The organism is Annamia dubia NIES-4383 (assembly GCF_055394725.1).
This window is the reverse complement of record NZ_AP025630.1, coordinates 2335362-2353600: the sequence shown is the minus strand read 5'-3', so window position 1 is coordinate 2353600 and position 18239 is coordinate 2335362. Positions and strand designations below refer to the sequence as shown.

The 18239-nt window shown below is 35.9% G+C and carries 16 protein-coding genes and 2 tRNA genes; 8 read left to right on the top strand and 10 right to left on the bottom strand.

Annotated elements, in window-relative coordinates; genetic code table 11:
- Positions 1-112: 112 nt before the first annotated feature.
- On the top strand, positions 113-2116 hold the full coding sequence (locus Anndu_RS10555) for a diguanylate cyclase (RefSeq protein WP_464101160.1): 2004 nt from the start codon (positions 113-115) through the stop codon (positions 2114-2116).
- On the opposite strand, the gene Anndu_RS10550 is transcribed toward Anndu_RS10555, so the two are convergent.
- The 3 genes from Anndu_RS10550 to sds all read right to left on the bottom strand — a co-directional run bounded on the left by Anndu_RS10550 (position 2113) and on the right by sds (position 5024).
- Positions 2113-3072: an RpnC/YadD family protein gene (locus tag Anndu_RS10550; protein ID WP_464101159.1), complete on the bottom strand. Its 960-nt coding sequence runs from the start codon at positions 3070-3072 to the stop codon at positions 2113-2115. The two genes, Anndu_RS10555 and Anndu_RS10550, sit on opposite strands and share 4 nt — an antisense overlap.
- Positions 3073-3135: 63 nt before the next feature.
- On the bottom strand, positions 3136-3891 hold the full coding sequence (locus Anndu_RS10545; RefSeq protein ID WP_464101158.1) for a response regulator transcription factor: 756 nt from the start codon (positions 3889-3891) through the stop codon (positions 3136-3138).
- Positions 3892-4052: 161 nt separating this feature from the next.
- A complete protein-coding gene (sds, locus tag Anndu_RS10540) occupies positions 4053-5024 on the bottom strand; it encodes a solanesyl diphosphate synthase (protein WP_464101157.1) in 972 nt (323 codons plus the stop codon).
- A 180-nt stretch (positions 5025-5204) separates the two neighbouring features.
- On the opposite strand from sds, the gene Anndu_RS10535 reads away from it, so the two are divergent.
- From Anndu_RS10535 to purB, 4 genes are all read left to right on the top strand, one after another.
- Positions 5205-6332, top strand: coding sequence for a peptidylprolyl isomerase (locus tag Anndu_RS10535; RefSeq protein WP_464101156.1), 1128 nt, complete (start codon positions 5205-5207; stop codon positions 6330-6332).
- Between the two features lie 131 nt (positions 6333-6463).
- On the top strand, positions 6464-7351 hold the full coding sequence (gene speB / locus Anndu_RS10530; RefSeq protein WP_464101155.1) for an agmatinase: 888 nt from the start codon (positions 6464-6466) through the stop codon (positions 7349-7351).
- A gap of 95 nt (positions 7352-7446) precedes the next feature.
- Positions 7447-7659, top strand: coding sequence for a ferredoxin-thioredoxin reductase variable chain (locus Anndu_RS10525; protein ID WP_464101154.1), 213 nt, complete (start codon positions 7447-7449; stop codon positions 7657-7659).
- Between the two features lie 235 nt (positions 7660-7894).
- Complete coding sequence (gene purB, locus Anndu_RS10520) at positions 7895-9190, top strand: adenylosuccinate lyase (protein ID WP_464101153.1); 1296 nt, start codon at positions 7895-7897, stop codon at positions 9188-9190.
- Between the two features lie 102 nt (positions 9191-9292).
- Here purB and Anndu_RS10515 read toward each other — a convergent pair whose 3' ends face one another.
- Positions 9293-10111: a hypothetical protein gene (locus tag Anndu_RS10515; RefSeq protein ID WP_464101152.1), complete on the bottom strand. Its 819-nt coding sequence runs from the start codon at positions 10109-10111 to the stop codon at positions 9293-9295.
- A gap of 120 nt (positions 10112-10231) precedes the next feature.
- Complete coding sequence (locus tag Anndu_RS10510) at positions 10232-10384, bottom strand: hypothetical protein (RefSeq protein ID WP_464101151.1); 153 nt, start codon at positions 10382-10384, stop codon at positions 10232-10234.
- A gap of 324 nt (positions 10385-10708) precedes the next feature.
- On the opposite strand from Anndu_RS10510, the gene Anndu_RS10505 reads away from it, so the two are divergent.
- Positions 10709-13174, top strand: coding sequence for an ATP-dependent Clp protease ATP-binding subunit (locus tag Anndu_RS10505; RefSeq protein WP_464101150.1), 2466 nt, complete (start codon positions 10709-10711; stop codon positions 13172-13174).
- A gap of 93 nt (positions 13175-13267) precedes the next feature.
- Here Anndu_RS10505 and Anndu_RS10500 read toward each other — a convergent pair whose 3' ends face one another.
- Positions 13268-14482: a M20 metallopeptidase family protein gene (locus tag Anndu_RS10500; protein ID WP_464101149.1), complete on the bottom strand. Its 1215-nt coding sequence runs from the start codon at positions 14480-14482 to the stop codon at positions 13268-13270.
- A gap of 440 nt (positions 14483-14922) precedes the next feature.
- Here Anndu_RS10500 and Anndu_RS10495 point away from each other — a divergent pair, with 440 nt between their 5' ends.
- The gene (locus tag Anndu_RS10495; protein WP_464104075.1) at positions 14923-16353 is read left to right on the top strand and encodes an NADP-dependent isocitrate dehydrogenase; all 1431 of its coding nucleotides are present in this window, start codon (positions 14923-14925) and stop codon (positions 16351-16353) included.
- A gap of 202 nt (positions 16354-16555) precedes the next feature.
- Here Anndu_RS10495 and Anndu_RS10490 read toward each other — a convergent pair.
- The 4 genes from Anndu_RS10490 to Anndu_RS10475 all read right to left on the bottom strand — a co-directional run bounded on the left by Anndu_RS10490 (position 16556) and on the right by Anndu_RS10475 (position 17960).
- Positions 16556-16629: transfer RNA gene (locus tag Anndu_RS10490), tRNA-Pro, on the bottom strand.
- Positions 16630-16695: 66 nt separating this feature from the next.
- Positions 16696-17061 carry a DUF1818 family protein gene (locus tag Anndu_RS10485; protein ID WP_464101148.1) on the bottom strand — a complete coding sequence of 122 codons (366 nt, stop codon included), beginning with the start codon at positions 17059-17061 and terminating at the stop codon, positions 16696-16698.
- 28 nt (positions 17062-17089) lie between these two features.
- Positions 17090-17662, bottom strand: coding sequence for a hypothetical protein (locus tag Anndu_RS10480; protein ID WP_464101147.1), 573 nt, complete (start codon positions 17660-17662; stop codon positions 17090-17092).
- 70 nt (positions 17663-17732) lie between these two features.
- Positions 17733-17960: a DNA-directed RNA polymerase subunit omega gene (locus Anndu_RS10475; protein ID WP_464101146.1), complete on the bottom strand. Its 228-nt coding sequence runs from the start codon at positions 17958-17960 to the stop codon at positions 17733-17735.
- A 186-nt stretch (positions 17961-18146) separates the two neighbouring features.
- Between Anndu_RS10475 and Anndu_RS10470 the strand changes: the two genes are divergently transcribed.
- Positions 18147-18228, top strand: a tRNA-Leu gene (locus Anndu_RS10470).
- Positions 18229-18239: the final 11 nt, after the last annotated feature.

Here is an 18239-nt window from a genome sequence, read left to right as displayed (position 1 = left end):
AGGCAGACTTTGTTTTTCTAGCATAAGGCTTTAGTCTTAATGACTTAAATTATACTTAAATACTTAAGAATAACAAATAACAAATAACGAATAATAAATAACAAAATGAAGAATGAAAATTAAATCTTTATTATTCTTTGTAATCGTCTTTTTCTGTACTAAAATTAATTTTGTTTTAGCTAAAGATCAAAACATTGCAGAGTCAGCAATAACAACAATTAATTTACAATTACAATGGAAACATCAATTTCAATTTGCCGGATATTATGCGGCGATCGCCAAAGGATATTATCAAGAAGCAGGATTTAAAGTTAATATTTTAGAAGTTTCTGATAGCATTAAACCAATAGATAATGTCTTAAAAGGTAATGCTCAATTTGGAGTTTCTACTTCTGATTTATTATTAGATCGTGTGCAGGGAAAACCAGTAGTTGCTTTAGCAACAATATATCAACATTCCCCTTTTATTTTTCTTACTTTAAAAAAATCAGGAATAGATAATATCCATCAATTAAAAGGTAAAAAAATAATGATCGAACCCCATGCGGCCGAATTATTAGCCTATTTTAAACAAGAGCAAATTCCCGTAGAAAAAATGATCCAGATACCCCATAGTTTTAACCCCAATGAGTTAATAAAAGGGGAAATAGATGGAATGTCAGCCTATTCAACAGATGAACCTTTTTTATTAGAAAAAGCGGGAATAGAATATCAAATATTTAAGCCTCGTGCGGGGGGAGTTGACTTTTATGGAGATACCCTTTATACCACCGAAGACTATTTTAAAAAACATCCTAAAGAAGTAGAAGCTTTTCTCAATGCCTCTTTAAAAGGTTGGCAATATGCAATGAATCATGAAGATGAAATAATTGAACTTATTTTAACAAAATATAGCCAAAGACATAGCCGAGAACATTTAAAATTTGAAGCTCAAAAAATGAGAGAATTAATATTACCAAATGTGGTAGATATTGGTTATATGAATCCGGGTAGATGGCGCTATATTAGGGATACATACGCTGAGTTAGGAATGATCCCCCCTAACTATTCATTAAAAGGATTTTTATATAATGATTATTCTTTAGAAATTTTAAAAAATCAAGCTCGTATTTTTTGGCTATCAATTTTGTTACTTAGTAGTGTTTTAATCTTATTAATTGTGGGGATTATTGCTACTAAATTTTATAAATTAAATCAAATTATTTTACTAGAAATTAAGGAAAGAAATTTAGTAGAAACCGAATTAAAAAGAATAGAAAAAAATTATCGCATTTTAGCGGAGAATGCACCTTTTCCCGTGATTATTTCCTATCTTCCTGAAGGGAATATTTGTTATATTAATAGTAAAGGTTATCAAGTATTAGAAGTAACAAAAGAAGAAGCATTAAAAAGTTTTACCAAAGATTTTTATGTGAATATTGAGGAGAGAGAAAAAATAATTAAAATGTTACAAGTACAGGGTTTTTTAGAAAACTTTGAATTACAATTAAAAACAGGAAAAGGTAGAATATTTTGGGCTAATTTGGCAATTACTCTCATTGAATTTGATGAAAAACCAGCCTCTTTTATTGCCTTAATAGACATAACAGAACAAAAATTATTAGAACAAAAATTACATTTAATGGCCATGACTGACGAATTAACTGGAGTCTATAATCGGCGTTATTTTATGATGAAAGGAACGGAAGAATTATACCGTGCCAAACGCTATCAATCATCTTTTTCTTTATTAATGATAGATGTTGATTATTTTAAATCAATTAATGATACCTATGGTCATGATATTGGGGATCAAGTCTTAAAATATTTAACTAATTTATTACAACAAAATTTAAGAAAGACAGATATTTTAGGAAGATTAGGAGGAGAAGAATTTGGAATTTTATTAATTAATACCAATACCAATCAAGCTTTAATCTTTGCAGAAAGACTAAGGCAAATAATTGAAGAAAATTCTTTTCATATTAAACAACAATTATTTCCCATAACTATTAGTATTGGTTTATCAAGTTTTACCCCTGAACTTACCAATTTAGATCAATTATTAAAAAAAGCTGATCTTGCCCTTTATCAAGCTAAAGAAAATGGACGAAATTGCGTTGTAATTTTAAGTTAATTTTGATTAATTAATGCTTCAAATTCTTCAAGAGAATTAACTTTAATTGTCTCTATTAATAACTCTTTTAAAAGAGCTAAATCATCAATTTTATTAAGACTTTTCACCAGACTTTCTGGTAAAGTATTAAACCGAGTTTCTAACAGATCAAAAATATCTTGTTGACGAGCTTCTTTTGCTCCTTTTTCTTGACCAATTTCTTGACCTCTTTCTAAAGCCATTTCTTCGATTGTACTTAAAAAAGGCATTTTTCTCTCCTGTTCAAATTGATTAACTTGTTCTTTAAATTTTTGTTGTAATGAAGGCGGTAAACTCATCATTTTATCAATGAATTTTCCCAAATTGATAATGTCAAATTTAGTTAAACCTTCTTCATATAAACTTCTGATTAATTGCCATTTCCATTCTTTTCTTTCTGCAAAATTCTTGCTGGTAGCTTTGGTTTTTAAATGTGCCATTACTACTTTAGCAAAAATGTTATTACTTGCTTCTAATTCCTCCCATTGAAAATCTAAAAGTTTAACGATACTAAACTCTATTTTAACTTGACTTGATCCTATTCCATATTGGTATGAATCAGGTCGCCATTTTTGGTTATCATCTCCTAGTATAGCCAAACTAATCACAGGTTGATGATATAAGTCAAAGGCACGATAATTATAAATAAATATTCGCATCGGAAACTCTTTGTCATACTGACTTTGTACTTCAATATGGATTAAAAGCCAAACTTCTTGATCATTTAATAACCAAACTTTGAATAATTTATCAGCATGACGTTTTTCTGTTTTGGCCGATGCAGTAATTTGTTGTAATTCTTTTTCTAAGGAAATAGGGGGTTTTTCCCAGTTAATTTGTTGATGAATATTGTGATAGAAAAACTTAAGAAAGTCCTCAAAATAAATGGTGATCGCTTCTTTCCATGTTTCATCATAATTAGCCGTTGTTTCAATCATTATTTTGATTTGTTTCAAGTTTAAATAAAATCTATCTTAAATAAGTTCAATCTTCACCTATTATTAATGACTAATGACCTTTGATCTGGTAGGATCTAAATCTAACAATGGAGATGGGATCGGTATTTCACTTTGGATCACATCTGGATTAAAACGATAACCCACATTGCGCACCGTTTGAATTAAACTCGGTTGTCTGGGATCTAATTCAATTTTTTTGCGTAAAGATAATACATGGGTATCAATCGTACGAGGGTTATCAATGGCATCTGGCCATGCTTTCTGCAATAATTCAGAGCGACTGAGGGGATCCCCTTCCGCCTGAGCTAAAACATATAATAAACTAAATTCTTGGGGAGTTAAATCTATATATTCTCCTTTTAATTGTACTCTACGATGAACTAAATCAATTTTGAGATCCCCATAATCTAAAGAAATAGGAGCGCAAGTCACCCGCATTCGCCGCAGAAGGGCTTCCACCCTTGCCATAAATTCCTGCATCCCAAAAGGTTTTTTGATATAATCATCTGCCCCTGCGTTTAAGCCTTTAACCACATCTTTTTCCGTGATTTTCGCTGATAACATCAAGATTAAAGATTGTCTCTGCTGATGTAACCAATAACAAAATTCAAAGCCATCCCCATCGGGTAGATCCGTATCTAAAATTACTAAAGTTGGCTGACGATGATAAAAAATCTTTCTCGCTTGTTGGATGGTGGCAACTTGTTGCACTTGATAAGCGGCTTGTTGTAAATGCCAACCTAAGAGCGATCTTAAATGAGGATTACCTTCAATAATCGTAATAGAAATTAAACTCACTTTAACCTCATTGATAAATTAATCTAATTTTCAATTGTAAGGTTATCAAAATAATTGTCAAGATTTTGTAACAACGGTTACTTGATTTGTCATTAGTCATTTGTTATTCTTTATTTTTCATTGGTTAACTTAATAATTATCAATTAATAATTATCAATTATTTAATAGAGTCTGCTTAAAACATAATCAGTTAATTCAACTAAAACATCTTTAGAAGGTGAAGATACTAAACAATCTAAATATTTAAGTGCTAATTTAGCATGATAATCAGCTAATTCACGGGAACGCTTAATACTATCACTTTTTTCAATAATATTTAAAGCTTCTTCTATATCTCCATCCTCATTAAATTCTCGCTCAATTAATGTTTCTAAATAAGGAGAATTTTCCATTGCAAATAAAGCAGGAGCAGTAATATTACCACTGATTAAATCAGAGCCGGCCGGTTTGCCTAAAACATCAGTTTGAGCCGTAAAATCTAAAATATCATCTACTATTTGAAAAGCCAAACCTAAATGACGACCATAATGATAAAGATTTTGGGCAATTACTTCAGAAACATCACTTAAAACACAGGCCGCCTTGGCACTATTAGCAATTAAAGAAGCAGTTTTATAATAACTTTTTTCTAAATAAGAATCTAAAGTAACTGAAGTATCAAAACGATTTAAACCTTGTTGAATTTCACCTTCCGCAAAATCCCTAATTACTTCTGAGAGCAATTTTACCACTTCTAAATTATCTAAATTGGCCAAATACCATGAAGACTGAGCGAATAAAAAATCCCCCGCTAAAACAGCAATGCGATTATCATAAAGATTGTTAACCGTGGGAACTTGACGGCGTAATTCGGCTTCATCTACCACATCATCATGGACTAAACTGGCGGTATGGATCATCTCCGTAATTTCGGCCAAACGGCGATGACGAGAAGTTAATTCTCGCTCTAATAAAGTTGCTTTAGACACCAATAGCACGATCGCCGGCCGGATCCGCTTTCCACCAGCACTAAAAAGATGTTCGGCGGCCGCTTGGAGGATGGGATGACGAGACCCAACTAATTTTTTTAAGTTTTCGGTGAGGATCCGCAGATCGTCTTCAACGGGGTAAAAAAGGGATGTTGCTGAAATCATTGCTACGCCAATTGTGGCTTAAGGTTTACGAAAGTTTACATAATTTTACACTTATTTTAAGCAACTTATCAACAATTAGGAAAGGGTTATCTCAAAAATTGTTAGTAGTTTAGGGTTTGTGGTCAAAAGATGCCTGTTGTGATCAACAATAGAGATAAACCTAGATTTTTAATAGACAAAATGACTAAAAACAAATTTTTGAACTGGTCTCAACGTTTTCTGAAAACCAGTATTACTTTATTATTACTGCTGGTATTATCCTTTAGTTTTTCTAGTCCTGATTATTTTTCAGCCCAAGCACAGCCCCGTAAAAGTGTTTTAGCTCAAGGTGATGCTATTTTGGATCCCCAAGCTATTTTACGTTATGCCCTACCCATTGATAACCAAGATGTAAGAAAAATACAGGGCAGTATTGAACAAATATCTTATGATGTGCGCACAAAACGCTGGAGCGCTGTCTCAAAAGATGTGAAAAATGCCGCCTTTAATTTATCTTTCCATCGAGATGATTTAATTAAGGCTGTACCTGAAAAGGATCAGCCCCAAGCGACTGCCTTAGTTGATCAAATGAAAAAAGAGGTTGATCTATTACCTGACTTAGTGGCGACTAAAGATAAAGGGCAAGTTTTAACCATTAGAAAGGAAATTTTAGCTCATGTTAGCGCCCTTGAAGAATTAATGGTGACAGGTTTTCCCTTTGAAGTACCGGCCGAATATGCTAATTTAGCTCAGTTAAAGGGACGTGCTACCATTGAGATCGAAACCACTAAAGGTCTTTTAACTTTAGTCGTTGATGGCTATAGCGCCCCCGTTAATGCGGGAAATTTTGTAGATCTCGTACAACGTAAATTTTACGATGGTTTACCCTTTACCCGTGCCGAAGATTTTTATGTTTTACAAACCGGAGATCCCGAAGGTGAGGCCGATGGTTTTATTGATCCCCAAACTAACCAATATCGGGCTATTCCTTTAGAAGTTCTAGTAAAAGGTCAATCTGAGCCGATCTATGGTATTACTTTAGAGGATGCGGGTTTATATTTAGAACAACCTGCTTTACCTTTTAATGCTTATGGTGCGGTGGCTTTAGCCCGTCCAGCGGATGATCCCAATGGCGGATCTTCTCAATTTTTCTTCTTTAAGTTCGATCGAGAGTTAACTCCCCCCGGTTACAATGTCTTAGATGGTCGTTATTCCGTCTTTGGCTATCTAGTAGATGGTGAAGATGTGTTAGGAGAATTAACGGCCGATGATAAAATTATCAGTGCTAAAGTTACCCAAGGTTTAGAAAATTTAGTTCAACCTTCTTAATTTTGTGTTACCTCACCCCCTAGCCCCCTCTCCTTATCAATGAGAGGGGGAATAATGAGCAAAAAAACTCCTCTTTCCTTAGTAAAGAGAGGGGCAGGGTGTGAGGTTATCAACCGTTATTAATAAAAAAAATGTACACTCAACTAAAACCATTTTTAGGCTACGATCAACCTCAAAATTATGAAAGTTCTCCCACTGTAATTTTACCCATCCCTTTTGAGGCTACTACTACCTACGGCAAAGGCACTAAATACGGGGCTTTTGGGATTTTAGATGCTTCTAGCCAAGTTGAATATTATGATTATGAATTAAAATCTGAAACTGGTTTAAATTTTCCAATTTTTACCCATCAGGCGATCGCTAATACCATCGAAAACCCAGATTTTTCCCCTTCGGCCATGATCGATCTGACTTATCAAACTGTCTCTAAATTACTCAAAGATGATAAATTTGTGATTGGTTTAGGTGGTGAACATAGTATTACAACGGGAATAATTAAAGCCTATCAAGATCACTTAAATGAGCCTTTTACCGTTGTACAAATAGATGCCCATGCGGATCTGCGTTATGATTATGAAGGTTCGATTTATAATCATGCCTGTGTGATGCACCGTATTTTAGATCTGGGTATTCCCACCGTGCCGATCGCTATTCGGGCGTTATCTCAACCGGAAGCAGACTTAATCGAAAAACATCAAATTCCGGTCATTTGGGGTTATGATCTCGATCGTAACAATTATTGGCTTCAAGAAGCGATCGCCAGTATTAAAACCAGAAAAGTCTTTTTAACCATTGATCTTGATGGCTTAGATCCCTCCATTATGCCCGGAGTTGGTACACCTGTTCCGGGGGGTTTACAATGGTATCCTTTGTTAAGTTTTTTAAAAACTTTATTTAAAACCCATGAAGTGATCGGTGCAGACGTGATGGAGTTAGCGCCCATTGAAGGGAATGTGGTTTCTGAATTTTTGGCCGCCCAATTAGTATATAAATTAATTGGTTATAAATTTATTGATTAGTCATGGATCAAATAAGTAATAATCTATCTAGCTAATTGTTGAAAGAATATGTCAAAATAATAAAGTTGTTTCACTATTAATTATTAGACAAAATTATGAATATAGGCGATCGTGTAGTGGTATCACAATCTGTTTTCGTTTATCACCATCCAGAACATAAAAAGGAATCTTTTGATCTTAAAGGTTTTGAAGGGGAAATTCTTAATATTATTGAAAAACCTGTTAGTGCTAATTTACCAATTTTAGTCAAATTTGATAAAAAATTTAAAGCCCATTTTCAGGAATATGAATTAGAATTAATCCCTTAAATATTAAAAATCCCCGATTTTAGCTCTTAAAAATTGGGGATTTTTTATTAAGTAATAATCATTAATAAATGTCAATTATTCAATGATAAAGTTCGGATTTCTTCAATAGAAAGTCCCGTAGTTTTACTAATAGTTTCCTCATCTATCAACTATCAATTATTACTGTTAAGATTGTATTTTTGACTCCCTAATGATAAAATAACCAAGTTGTTTTATTAAAAATTACTCGATTACCGTGATAGAACGTTATACTCTGCCTGAAATGGGCAACCTTTGGACTGATTATTATAAGCTTAAAACATGGCTTCAAGTGGAAATTGCTGTATGTGAGGCTCAAGCTGAGTTAGGCTACATTCCCAAAGAGGCGGTAGAAGAAATTAAGGCCAAGGCCAATTTTGATCCCCAACGGGTATTAGAAATAGAGGCAGAAGTTCGTCATGATGTGATCGCTTTTTTGACCAATGTTAATGAATATGTGGGTGACGCAGGGCGTTATATTCATTTGGGTTTGACCAGTTCGGATGTATTAGATACTGCTTTAGCTCTCCAGTTAGTGGCTAGTTTAAATTTAATTTTAGAGGAATTAGAAAAGTTAATTCAAGCGATCCGTTATCAGGCTCAACAACACCGTTATACCGTGATGGTGGGGCGTTCTCATGGTATCCATGCAGAACCGATCACTTTTGGCTTTAAGTTGGCCGGATGGTTAGCCGAAGTGTTACGGGGGCGCGATCGCTTGGTACATTTAGCTAAAAGTATTGCTGTGGGTAAAATTTCCGGTGCGGTGGGTACTTATGCCAACGTAGATCCACGCATTGAGGCGATCGCCTGTCAAAAGTTAGGGCTTGAGCCAGATACCGCTTCAACTCAGGTTATTTCGCGCGATCGTCATGCTGAATATTTACAACAATTGGCTTTATTAGGAGCATCTTTAGAGCGTTTTGCGGTGGAAATTCGCAATTTACAACGCACCGATGTGTTAGAAGTGGAAGAATACTTCTCTAAAGGGCAAAAAGGATCCTCCGCTATGCCTCACAAACGTAATCCGATTCGTTCTGAGCGTTTAACAGGGATGGCCAGACTATTAAGAGGTCATGCCGTGGCCGCCTTAGAAAATGTGGCTTTATGGCATGAAAGGGATATTTCCCATAGTTCCGTTGAGCGGGTAGCCTTCCCAGATGCTTGTATTTTAACCCATTTTATGTTAAGGGAAATGACAGATTTAGTAAAACATCTGTTAGTTTACCCCGAAAATATGAAGCGTAATATGAATGTTTACGGAGGAGTGATCTTCAGTCAAAAAGTATTATTAGCTTTAGTCGAAAAAGGTGTTTCCCGTGAGGATGCTTACCGCCTTGTGCAAAGTAACGCTCACAAAGCTTGGAATAAAGAAAACGGCGATTTTCATAAGTTTGTGAGCGAAGATCCAGAAGTTACTAAATATTTAACCTATCAAGAAATTGAACATTGTTTTGATCCTCAAGATCATCTTAAAAATTTAGATGACATTTATCAACGCTTAGGTATTTAGTTTTATATTCTCTCTTTGTTTAACATCAACATTGTAGGGTGTGCCAATGAATTAAATCATAAATATTATTGATCAATTATTTTCATTGTTCACCCTACAAATTTAAGATTTTTGTTGTTGTCTTACCCACTCTCTAGCTTGAGTAGATGTCGCTACACCTGTTACCATTTTTCTAGCCCAATGTTCACAATTATAACTAAATTTATTCCAAATTTGATTAAGAATTTGATTTGAAGTTTCTATTCTTTCTTGTATTTCTTGATAAGTAACATTTTCAGGGGGATGCTCTTTAAAAATCCATTCTGAAGTATAAGTTACACTATGAACATAACCGATCCCTTTTTCTACTAATTGATTTCTACCTTTTACCGTTGGGCCTGAAAAAAAATGTCTTACTACTAAACCTTTTGCACTGTGCATAACAACTCCATAATGATCATATTTTCTCCCTTCTTGATCCTCACAAGGATAAACCACTAAACTACCCGGAAGTATCTCATTTCCTTCTTTATCATAAACACTAGGTTCACGATCTAATCTAACAATTAGTTGAGACAAATAAATCAATTGTTTTTCAGTTGCTCGATATAAACCTTCAGTCCATTGAGAATCATAATTAGGCAAAATTTGTACAATTTCTGCATATTTTTGATTAGCTTGTTTTAAATGATTCGTCAAATTTTTAAGCCCATCTTTAAACCATCTCATATCTTCATTTTTAAAAGTTTCTATGATTTTAATTTCCATAAAATCAGCAATTTCTTGACAAATAGAAACAATTTTCGGATCTCGAATATGTTTAACAATTTGGTTTAAATTATGACGAATAACATGATTATGAAGATGATCTTGAAGATTACCAAATTCATGAATTATTTTAGCAGGATTAGCCGGATTAGATGAATGTCTGTGTGTAGCCATAGTTGTCTATTTTTATCATAAATAAATCAAAGCAAACTCATCTCATCATTATAAATAAGTTTGCTTTTTTCTCAGAATTTTATATTTTTAATGATTAATCTTACGATCAATCATCAAAATTTACTTTTTATTTGACGGAGTTTTATTCTCTTTTTCTACATTGTTAATAAAATCATCAGAAACATTTGTTAACACATCAAGCAAACTAGAAACTATTTTTCCTATTTGTTTGCCAGTGTTTACCGCTCCTTGCATATCACTTATTTTAGCCATAACTTTTATTCCTCTAACATAATGTAGTTACCTGAATTATATCATTATGTTTATTTTTTTACTAATTTTTTTAGTTTTTTCGTTCTTGATTATTCTTAAATAAGACTTTAATTTTTGTTTATTCCTTTTAGATTTATCCCTTTTTCTGATTTGTGCAAGAAGTCTATTACAATTATTTTTAACCTTAAAAACAATTTAACCATTGTTTACTGTTGATTGCTCACTGTTTGAGTAATTTCCGTACCAAAAACAACAGCTAAAGCATTTTGACTGTGTTAAAATTTGTAAATACAAGGGAATAGTAGCAATTTATAAAAAAAAATTATGTTTGAACGCTTTACAGAAAAGGCCATTAAAGTCATTATGTTGGCTCAAGAAGAAGCTCGTCGCTTGGGTCATAACTTTGTTGGCACGGAACAGATCCTCCTCGGTTTAATTGGTGAAGGCACTGGTGTGGCCGCCAAGGTTTTAAAATCTATGGGAGTTAACCTTAAAGATGCTCGGATCGAAGTTGAAAAAATTATCGGTCGTGGCTCTGGTTTTGTGGCGGTAGAAATTCCTTTCACCCCTAGAGCTAAAAGAGTTTTAGAGTTATCTTTAGAGGAAGCCCGTCAACTCGGTCATAATTATATCGGCACTGAGCATTTACTCTTAGGTTTAATTCGTGAGGGTGAAGGGGTGGCCGCCAGAGTTCTCGAAAATTTAGGCGTTGATCTGGCTAAAGTTCGCACCCAAGTGATCAGAATGTTAGGAGAAACTGCGGAAGTGGCGGCCGGTGGCGGTGGCTCTCGTAGTAATAAAACTCCTACCCTCGATGAGTTTGGCTCTAATTTAACTCAGTTAGCGGTTGATGGTAAACTTGATCCCGTTGTAGGTCGTCAAAAAGAGATCGAGCGGGTGATCCAAATTCTTGGCCGTCGTACCAAAAATAACCCTGTGTTAATTGGTGAGCCGGGGGTAGGTAAAACAGCGATCGCTGAGGGCTTGGCTCAACGCATTGCTAATAAGGACATTCCAGACATCCTAGAAGATAAGAAGGTTGTAACCCTTGATATTGGTTTACTGGTAGCCGGAACGAAATACCGAGGGGAATTTGAGGAACGTCTCAAAAAGATTATGGACGAAATTCGTCAAGCTGGAAACGTAATTTTAGTTATTGATGAAGTTCACACTCTGATCGGTGCAGGTGCGGCCGAAGGCGCGATCGATGCGGCCAATATTCTCAAACCTGCTTTGGCAAGGGGTGAATTACAATGTATTGGAGCTACTACCCTAGACGAATACCGTAAGCATATTGAGCGGGATGCGGCCTTAGAAAGACGTTTTCAGCCCGTGATGGTGGGTGAGCCTTCCGTTGAGGAAACCATTGAAATTCTCTATGGTTTACGGGAACGCTATGAACAGCACCACAAACTGAAAATTTTAGATGAGGCTTTAGTGGCGGCCGCTAAATTATCCGATCGCTATATCAGCGATCGCTTTTTACCCGACAAGGCTATTGACTTAATTGATGAAGCCGGATCCCGTGTCCGTTTAATTAATTCCCAGTTACCTCCGGCCGCTAAGGAATTAGATAAGGAATTGCGTCAAGTCTTAAAAGATAAGGATGATGCGGTGCGCGCCCAAGAATTTGATAAAGCGGGAGAACTGCGCGATCGAGAAATGGAAATTAAGCAACAGATCCGGGAGTTGGCCGCCTCAAAAACAGGGGAAGGTAACAACGGTGATGCTGTAGTTGACTCTGAGGAGATCGCTCACATTGTAGCATCTTGGACGGGTGTACCCTTAAATAAACTTACCGAGTCCGAGTCTGAAAAACTGCTACAGATGGAAGATACCCTCCATCAACGCTTAATTGGTCAAGAAGAAGCGGTTAAAGCCGTTTCCCGTGCGATCCGCCGTGCCAGAGTGGGCTTGAAAAATCCCAACCGCCCGATCGCTAGTTTCATCTTTTCCGGGCCTACAGGGGTGGGTAAAACCGAATTAACAAAAGCCCTCGCTTCTTACTTCTTCGGCTCAGAGGATGCCATGATCCGCCTTGATATGTCCGAATATATGGAACGTCACACCGTTTCTAAATTAATCGGATCACCGCCGGGCTATGTGGGTTATAACGAAGGTGGCCAGTTAACGGAAGCCGTACGCCGCCGCCCCTATACCGTTGTGTTATTCGATGAAATTGAAAAGGCACACCCTGACATCTTCAATATGTTGTTACAAATTTTAGAAGATGGACGGTTAACCGATGCGAAGGGACGTACGGTAGACTTTAAGAATACGCTCTTAATTATGACCTCTAACATTGGTTCAAAAGTGATTGAAAAAGGTGGCGGTGGCTTAGGCTTTGAGTTTGCGGATGATCAAGCCGAGTCTCAATACAACCGGATCCGTTCTTTAGTTAATGAAGAATTGAAAAACTACTTCCGCCCTGAATTTTTAAACCGTCTTGATGAGATTATTGTCTTCCGTCAATTGAATAAAGAAGAAGTGAAGGAAATTGCGGAAATCATGCTCAAAGATGTGTTTAAACGCTTGACAGAGAAAGAAATTGATCTGGCTGTCACCGATAAATTTAAAGAGCGTCTGATTGAAGAAGGTTATAATCCTGCCTATGGGGCGCGTCCTTTACGCCGTGCGATTATGAGGTTATTAGAGGATGTGTTAGCCGAGGAAATTCTCTCAGGCCGTGTTAAAGAGGGTGACACTGCGATCGTTGATGTGAATGAGGAAGGAAAAGTTACGGTTAGCCCTGCCGAACAAAAACAATTAGTTGGTAGTGTTGCACCATAAACTTTAATTTTTTAAAAGATAACACTCATATTGTACGGAAATATAATTATTATTTCCGTACATTTTTTTAGTTATTGATTGAGAATATATTGATTAATAGTGACAAAATTTTTCGGCACAACGCACAAACATTTCTACACCAATACCTAAAGCCGTTTCATCAAAATTAAAACGGGGATGATGGTGAGGAAAATCTAAGCCTTTTTGACTATTGGCAGATCCCACAAAAAAATAACAACCGGGTATTTTTTGTAAAAAGAAAGACATATCTTCTCCTCCCATTGTTTGACATTGAGGCACAACTCCGGCCGGAGTTTCTAACACATTGATGGCTACAGATCGCACCAAGTCTGTCATTTTTTCATTGTTAATAACTGGGGGATAAAGTTGTTGATAATTTAACTCAAAGGTTGCCCCGTGTGCTTGACAAATTCCGCCGATAATCTCCCTAATTCTGTGATCAATTACCCGATCTAATTGGGGATTAAAATATCTAACTGTACCCTGCATTTTCGCAGTATCGGCGATTACATTGTGAGTTGTTCCTGCATGAAGGGATCCCACAGTGACAACGGCGGAGTCAAGGGGGTTAACATTGCGGGAAACAATGGTTTGCAAGGCGTTGACGATCTGACTACTCACAACCACTGCGTCTACTGTTTGATCGGGCATTGCACCATGGCCGCCTTTGCCAAAAATTGTGCATTCAAATAGCTCCACGGCCGCCATTAAAGCCCCACTTCTTACCCCGATCGTGCCTAATGGTAAGTTATTCCACAGATGTAAACCAATAATTCCATCCAGATCGGGATTTTTTAAAACCCCTTCTTCGATCATGGGTTTAGCCCCCCCCGGCCCTTCTTCGGCCGGTTGAAAAATAATTTTGATCTGCCCTTGAAATTGATCCCGATGTTGCCATAAATAATAAGCTGTTCCCAGTGCGATCGCTGTGTGGCCATCGTGGCCACATCCGTGCATTTTACCCTCATAAATGGAACGGTAGGAAACCTCATTTTCCTCTTGAATGGGTAAAGCATCCAGATCAGCCCTAATGCCTAAAACAGGGCCGGGTTTACCGCTATCAATGATAGCTACAATGCCAGTTTGAGCGATCTTAGTTTGATGGGGAATACCCCAATGGGTCAGCAGTCCAGAGACAAAGGAAGCGGTAAAATGTTCATTAAAAGCCAGTTCTGGCCGTTGATGTAAAGTTCTACGCCATTCTACTAATTTAGGGTATAAATCACGAATTTCTGAGCGAATTTGAGAAAGATTAATTAAATGAGGACTAGCCAGAGAAATAACCATATTTTAAAATAATTTCATTAATTGAAAATCACAATTTAGTTTTTTATATAATACCAATTTGGTCAGGATTATGACAAAATTTAATCTACTGGGGCGATCAATTATTTAATATTAAATATTAATGATTTTTTCGTAAATTAAAATACAGATTTTTCTGTTTAATTTTTTGACAATGACCTCTATTCAAAAATAGAGAATTGAAAGCAACGAAAAATTAGAACGGTTGTAAAATTAATCAAAAAATTAAAGAAAATCTATTCTTTAATTTTTTTAATCAATTGTTGTTACTTTTGCCTGTTAACTTTTCTGTTTATCCTGACTTGTGCAAGAAGTTTATTTTTTATTTTTGCCTATTTTGGCATTTTTAAACATAATTAACTAATTGTCAACTGATAAATGTTATATGATAATCAAGTTAATATTTTTTTAGTTCTACTTTAATTTTATTTATGTACGAAAAAATTACTCCCCCTACCACTGGCTCTAAAATTACTTTTAGTAATGGGAAACCTAATGTGCCGAATGATCCCATTATTCCTTTTATTCGGGGTGATGGCACGGGTATTGATATTTGGCCGGCAACGGAAAAAGTGATCAATGCCGCCGTAGAAAAGGCTTATGATGGAAAGCGTCAAATTCATTGGTTTAAAGTCTATGCAGGGGATGAAGCCTGTGAAAAATATGGCACTTATCAATATTTACCCCAAGATACCCTCACGGCTATTAAGGAGTATGGTGTGGCGATCAAAGGGCCTTTAACCACTCCTGTGGGCGGTGGTATTCGCTCTTTAAACGTGGCTTTGCGTCAAATTTTTAATTTATATGCTTGTGTGCGCCCCTGTCGTTATTATGCGGGTACGCCCTCTCCTCACAAAACTCCTGAAAAATTAGATATTATTGTATACCGAGAAAATACTGAGGATATTTATTTAGGAATTGAATGGGCTAAGGATAACGAAATTGGTAAAAAATTAATTGATTTACTTAATAATGAGTTAATTCCGGCCACTGCTGAACATGGGAAAAAACAAATTCCTTTAGATGCGGGAATTGGAATTAAACCTATTAGTAAAACTGGTTCTCAGCGTTTAGTTCGCCGTGCAATTTTAAATGCTTTACAGTTACCTCAAGATAAGCAACAAGTAACTTTAGTTCATAAGGGTAATATTATGAAATATACTGAAGGTGCTTTTCGTGACTGGGGTTACGAGTTAGCTACAACGGAATTTCGTAATGAATGTGTCACCGAGCGTGAATCATGGATTTTAAGTAATAAAGAGAAAAATCCTAACATTTCAACCGAAGAAAATGCCCGTCAAATTGATCCCGGTTATGATAATTTAACCCCCGAAAAACAAGGTAAAATCTGTCAAGAAGTGGAGGAAGTTTTAAATAGTATTTGGGCAACTCATGGCGATGGAAAATGGAAGAATAAAATCATGGTTAACGATCGCATTGCCGATAGTATTTTTCAACAAATTCAAACTCGCCCAGATGAATACTCAATTTTAGCTACCATGAACTTAAACGGTGATTATTTATCCGATGCGGCGGCGGCGATCGTTGGTGGCTTAGGGATGGGGCCAGGTGCTAATATTGGTGATGATTGCGCCATTTTTGAGGCTACTCACGGCACAGCCCCCAAACACGCCGGCCTTGACAGAATTAACCCCGGCTCGGTCATTTTATCCGGTGTGATGATGTTAGAGTTTATGGGGTGGCAAGAAGCGGCCGATCTGATTAAAAAAGGTCTTGGAGAGGCGATCGCCAATCAAGAAGTTACCTACGACTTAGCCCGTTTAATGGAGCCTCCCGTTGATCCCCCTCTCAAATGTTCTGAGTTTGCACAGGCGATTATTAATCATTTTTAAACTCAAATCATCCTAAAAATTAGTTTTTAAAAACACATTTTTAAAAACACAGTAGAGACACATTATAATGCGTCTCTACTAAAGATTAATAAAGCAATTTTGATTTATTATTCAACTTAAACTCTTAATAATTAGATAAAATAATTATAATTTTATTTAAGTTAAATTACCGATTAAGGTTTAATAGTTAAATTTACCATAATCGGAGCGGCGGGATTTGAACCCACGACCCCTACTACCCCAAAGTAGTGCGCTACCAAGCTGCGCTACGCCCCGTTTGTTCAGTGCTTAATCATAATAACTTATCTTTAGAAAAAAATCAAGGGGTGAGGGCAAAAATTTTTAAAGATAACGAAAATAATTAGTCGCCTGTGCCAATTCTTTGACACTATTTTCCGTCCAATTGCCCTCACAGCGTCTATCTTGATGTAAAATTAAACGCAAAGAATAATGTTCGGCCAAACCTTCCACTTCTAGCCAAACTAATTCGCTTTCCAATTCACAGGCGATCCTTTCTTCTTCCATTAATTCTTCTTTCATCATTTTCATAGTGTCTGTTAATTGTGGCAAAAGGCGACAAAAATCTTTAAATTCTGCTTCAGTTAATTCGATCGCCCATTGATCACTACCCACTAAACCTTTATAATAAGAAGCGTCTGGATCCCAGCCGATGCGCCATCCTTGCCCTTTTTTAAGAATACGACTCATTCAATAATTAATAATTGATAATTAAATGTTAAAATCTCAATAAATCGGCCGCTCCCGATGGTGGTAAATTAGGTAAAATCGGATTATTTTGTTGGTTATGGTCTGATGAATTATTCTGGTTAAGATTAGCATTTTGAGGGTTATAAATATTAACTAAAATATTTATTAATTGATTCCTTTGTTGACGGGTTAAAGATTGAATTATTCGGCGATCTTCCTCAAAAGGATTGACCGTAAAAAGAGTTCTCCCTGGGTATTGATCTAATAACATTGGTTCATTACTATCTAAATAATCAGCCAGAGTTAATTTCCAATCAAAACGATATTGCACTGGACGGCGTTTAATATATTGATGATAACGAATTAAACGGGTAATTAAAGTATTTTCGGGGGCTATTTGGCCAGTTTGTTGACTAATATATTGATTTTCTAATGGAAAATTATCTAACTGTTGATAAGCTTGAATTGCTACATTTTCAGGGGTTAAAGATTGGGCGATCGCAGTGGGATTAAAAGAATTAAAATAAGCAATTCCTAAAGTTAAAATTAAGGTGATTAAACTAATAGAAAAAAAAGAAATAATGTTATTTTTACTTTGCATAAAAATTAGGGATCAAAATGACTCATAACTAATGACTAATGACAGAGGAATAATGACCAATGATTAAAAATTAATCCCCAATAATTTCGGGTTGAGTTAATTCATCAGACATTTCAATAATGGCACGAATAACGGGTTTCATTAAAGGATCTTCGAGATTTTCAAACTCCTCATAACGCCTACGTTTAGCACGATTAGCCACTTGCACAGTAATTTTATAACGATTAGAAGCCGCCGCCATTAATTCATCAGAACGATACATAATTTGAGATGAATTAAAGGATTTTCTTTTATACATTCTTTTCATCATAGATGATTTGAGATTAATCAAAATAGGGTTTAATTACTTTTTTGATTTTATCACTTAAAAGACAATATTGGAAAATAGCCTCCTGTCTACCTCACCCCTTGCCCCTCTCCTCAGCAGAGATTAAAAATAAATTTTGACATTTTGAAAAGTCTGTGATATATTAGTAATTTGTAAGCGGATGTGGCGGAATTGGTAGACGCGCTAGATTTAGGTTCTTGTGTCTTACGGCGTGAAGGTTCGAGTCCTTTCATCCGCACTCAAAAAATA

Bases quoted from the DNA above. Each gene is read 5' to 3' on its own strand.
- Anndu_RS10555 (WP_464101160.1), top strand. From the start codon at position 113: ATGAAAATTAAATCTTTATTATTCTTTGTAATCGTCTTTTTCTGTACT.
- Anndu_RS10550 (WP_464101159.1), bottom strand. From the start codon at position 3,072: ATGATTGAAACAACGGCTAATTATGATGAAACATGGAAAGAAGCGATC.
- sds (WP_464101157.1), bottom strand. From the start codon at position 5,024: ATGATTTCAGCAACATCCCTTTTTTACCCCGTTGAAGACGATCTGCGG.
- Anndu_RS10535 (WP_464101156.1), top strand. From the start codon at position 5,205: ATGACTAAAAACAAATTTTTGAACTGGTCTCAACGTTTTCTGAAAACC.
- speB (WP_464101155.1), top strand. From the start codon at position 6,464: ATGTACACTCAACTAAAACCATTTTTAGGCTACGATCAACCTCAAAAT.
- Anndu_RS10525 (WP_464101154.1), top strand. From the start codon at position 7,447: ATGAATATAGGCGATCGTGTAGTGGTATCACAATCTGTTTTCGTTTAT.
- Anndu_RS10515 (WP_464101152.1), bottom strand. From the start codon at position 10,111: ATGGCTACACACAGACATTCATCTAATCCGGCTAATCCTGCTAAAATA.
- Anndu_RS10510 (WP_464101151.1), bottom strand. From the start codon at position 10,384: ATGGCTAAAATAAGTGATATGCAAGGAGCGGTAAACACTGGCAAACAA.
- Anndu_RS10505 (WP_464101150.1), top strand. From the start codon at position 10,709: ATGTTTGAACGCTTTACAGAAAAGGCCATTAAAGTCATTATGTTGGCT.
- Anndu_RS10500 (WP_464101149.1), bottom strand. From the start codon at position 14,482: ATGGTTATTTCTCTGGCTAGTCCTCATTTAATTAATCTTTCTCAAATT.
- Anndu_RS10485 (WP_464101148.1), bottom strand. From the start codon at position 17,061: ATGAGTCGTATTCTTAAAAAAGGGCAAGGATGGCGCATCGGCTGGGAT.
- Anndu_RS10480 (WP_464101147.1), bottom strand. From the start codon at position 17,662: ATGCAAAGTAAAAATAACATTATTTCTTTTTTTTCTATTAGTTTAATC.
- Anndu_RS10475 (WP_464101146.1), bottom strand. From the start codon at position 17,960: ATGTATAAAAGAAAATCCTTTAATTCATCTCAAATTATGTATCGTTCT.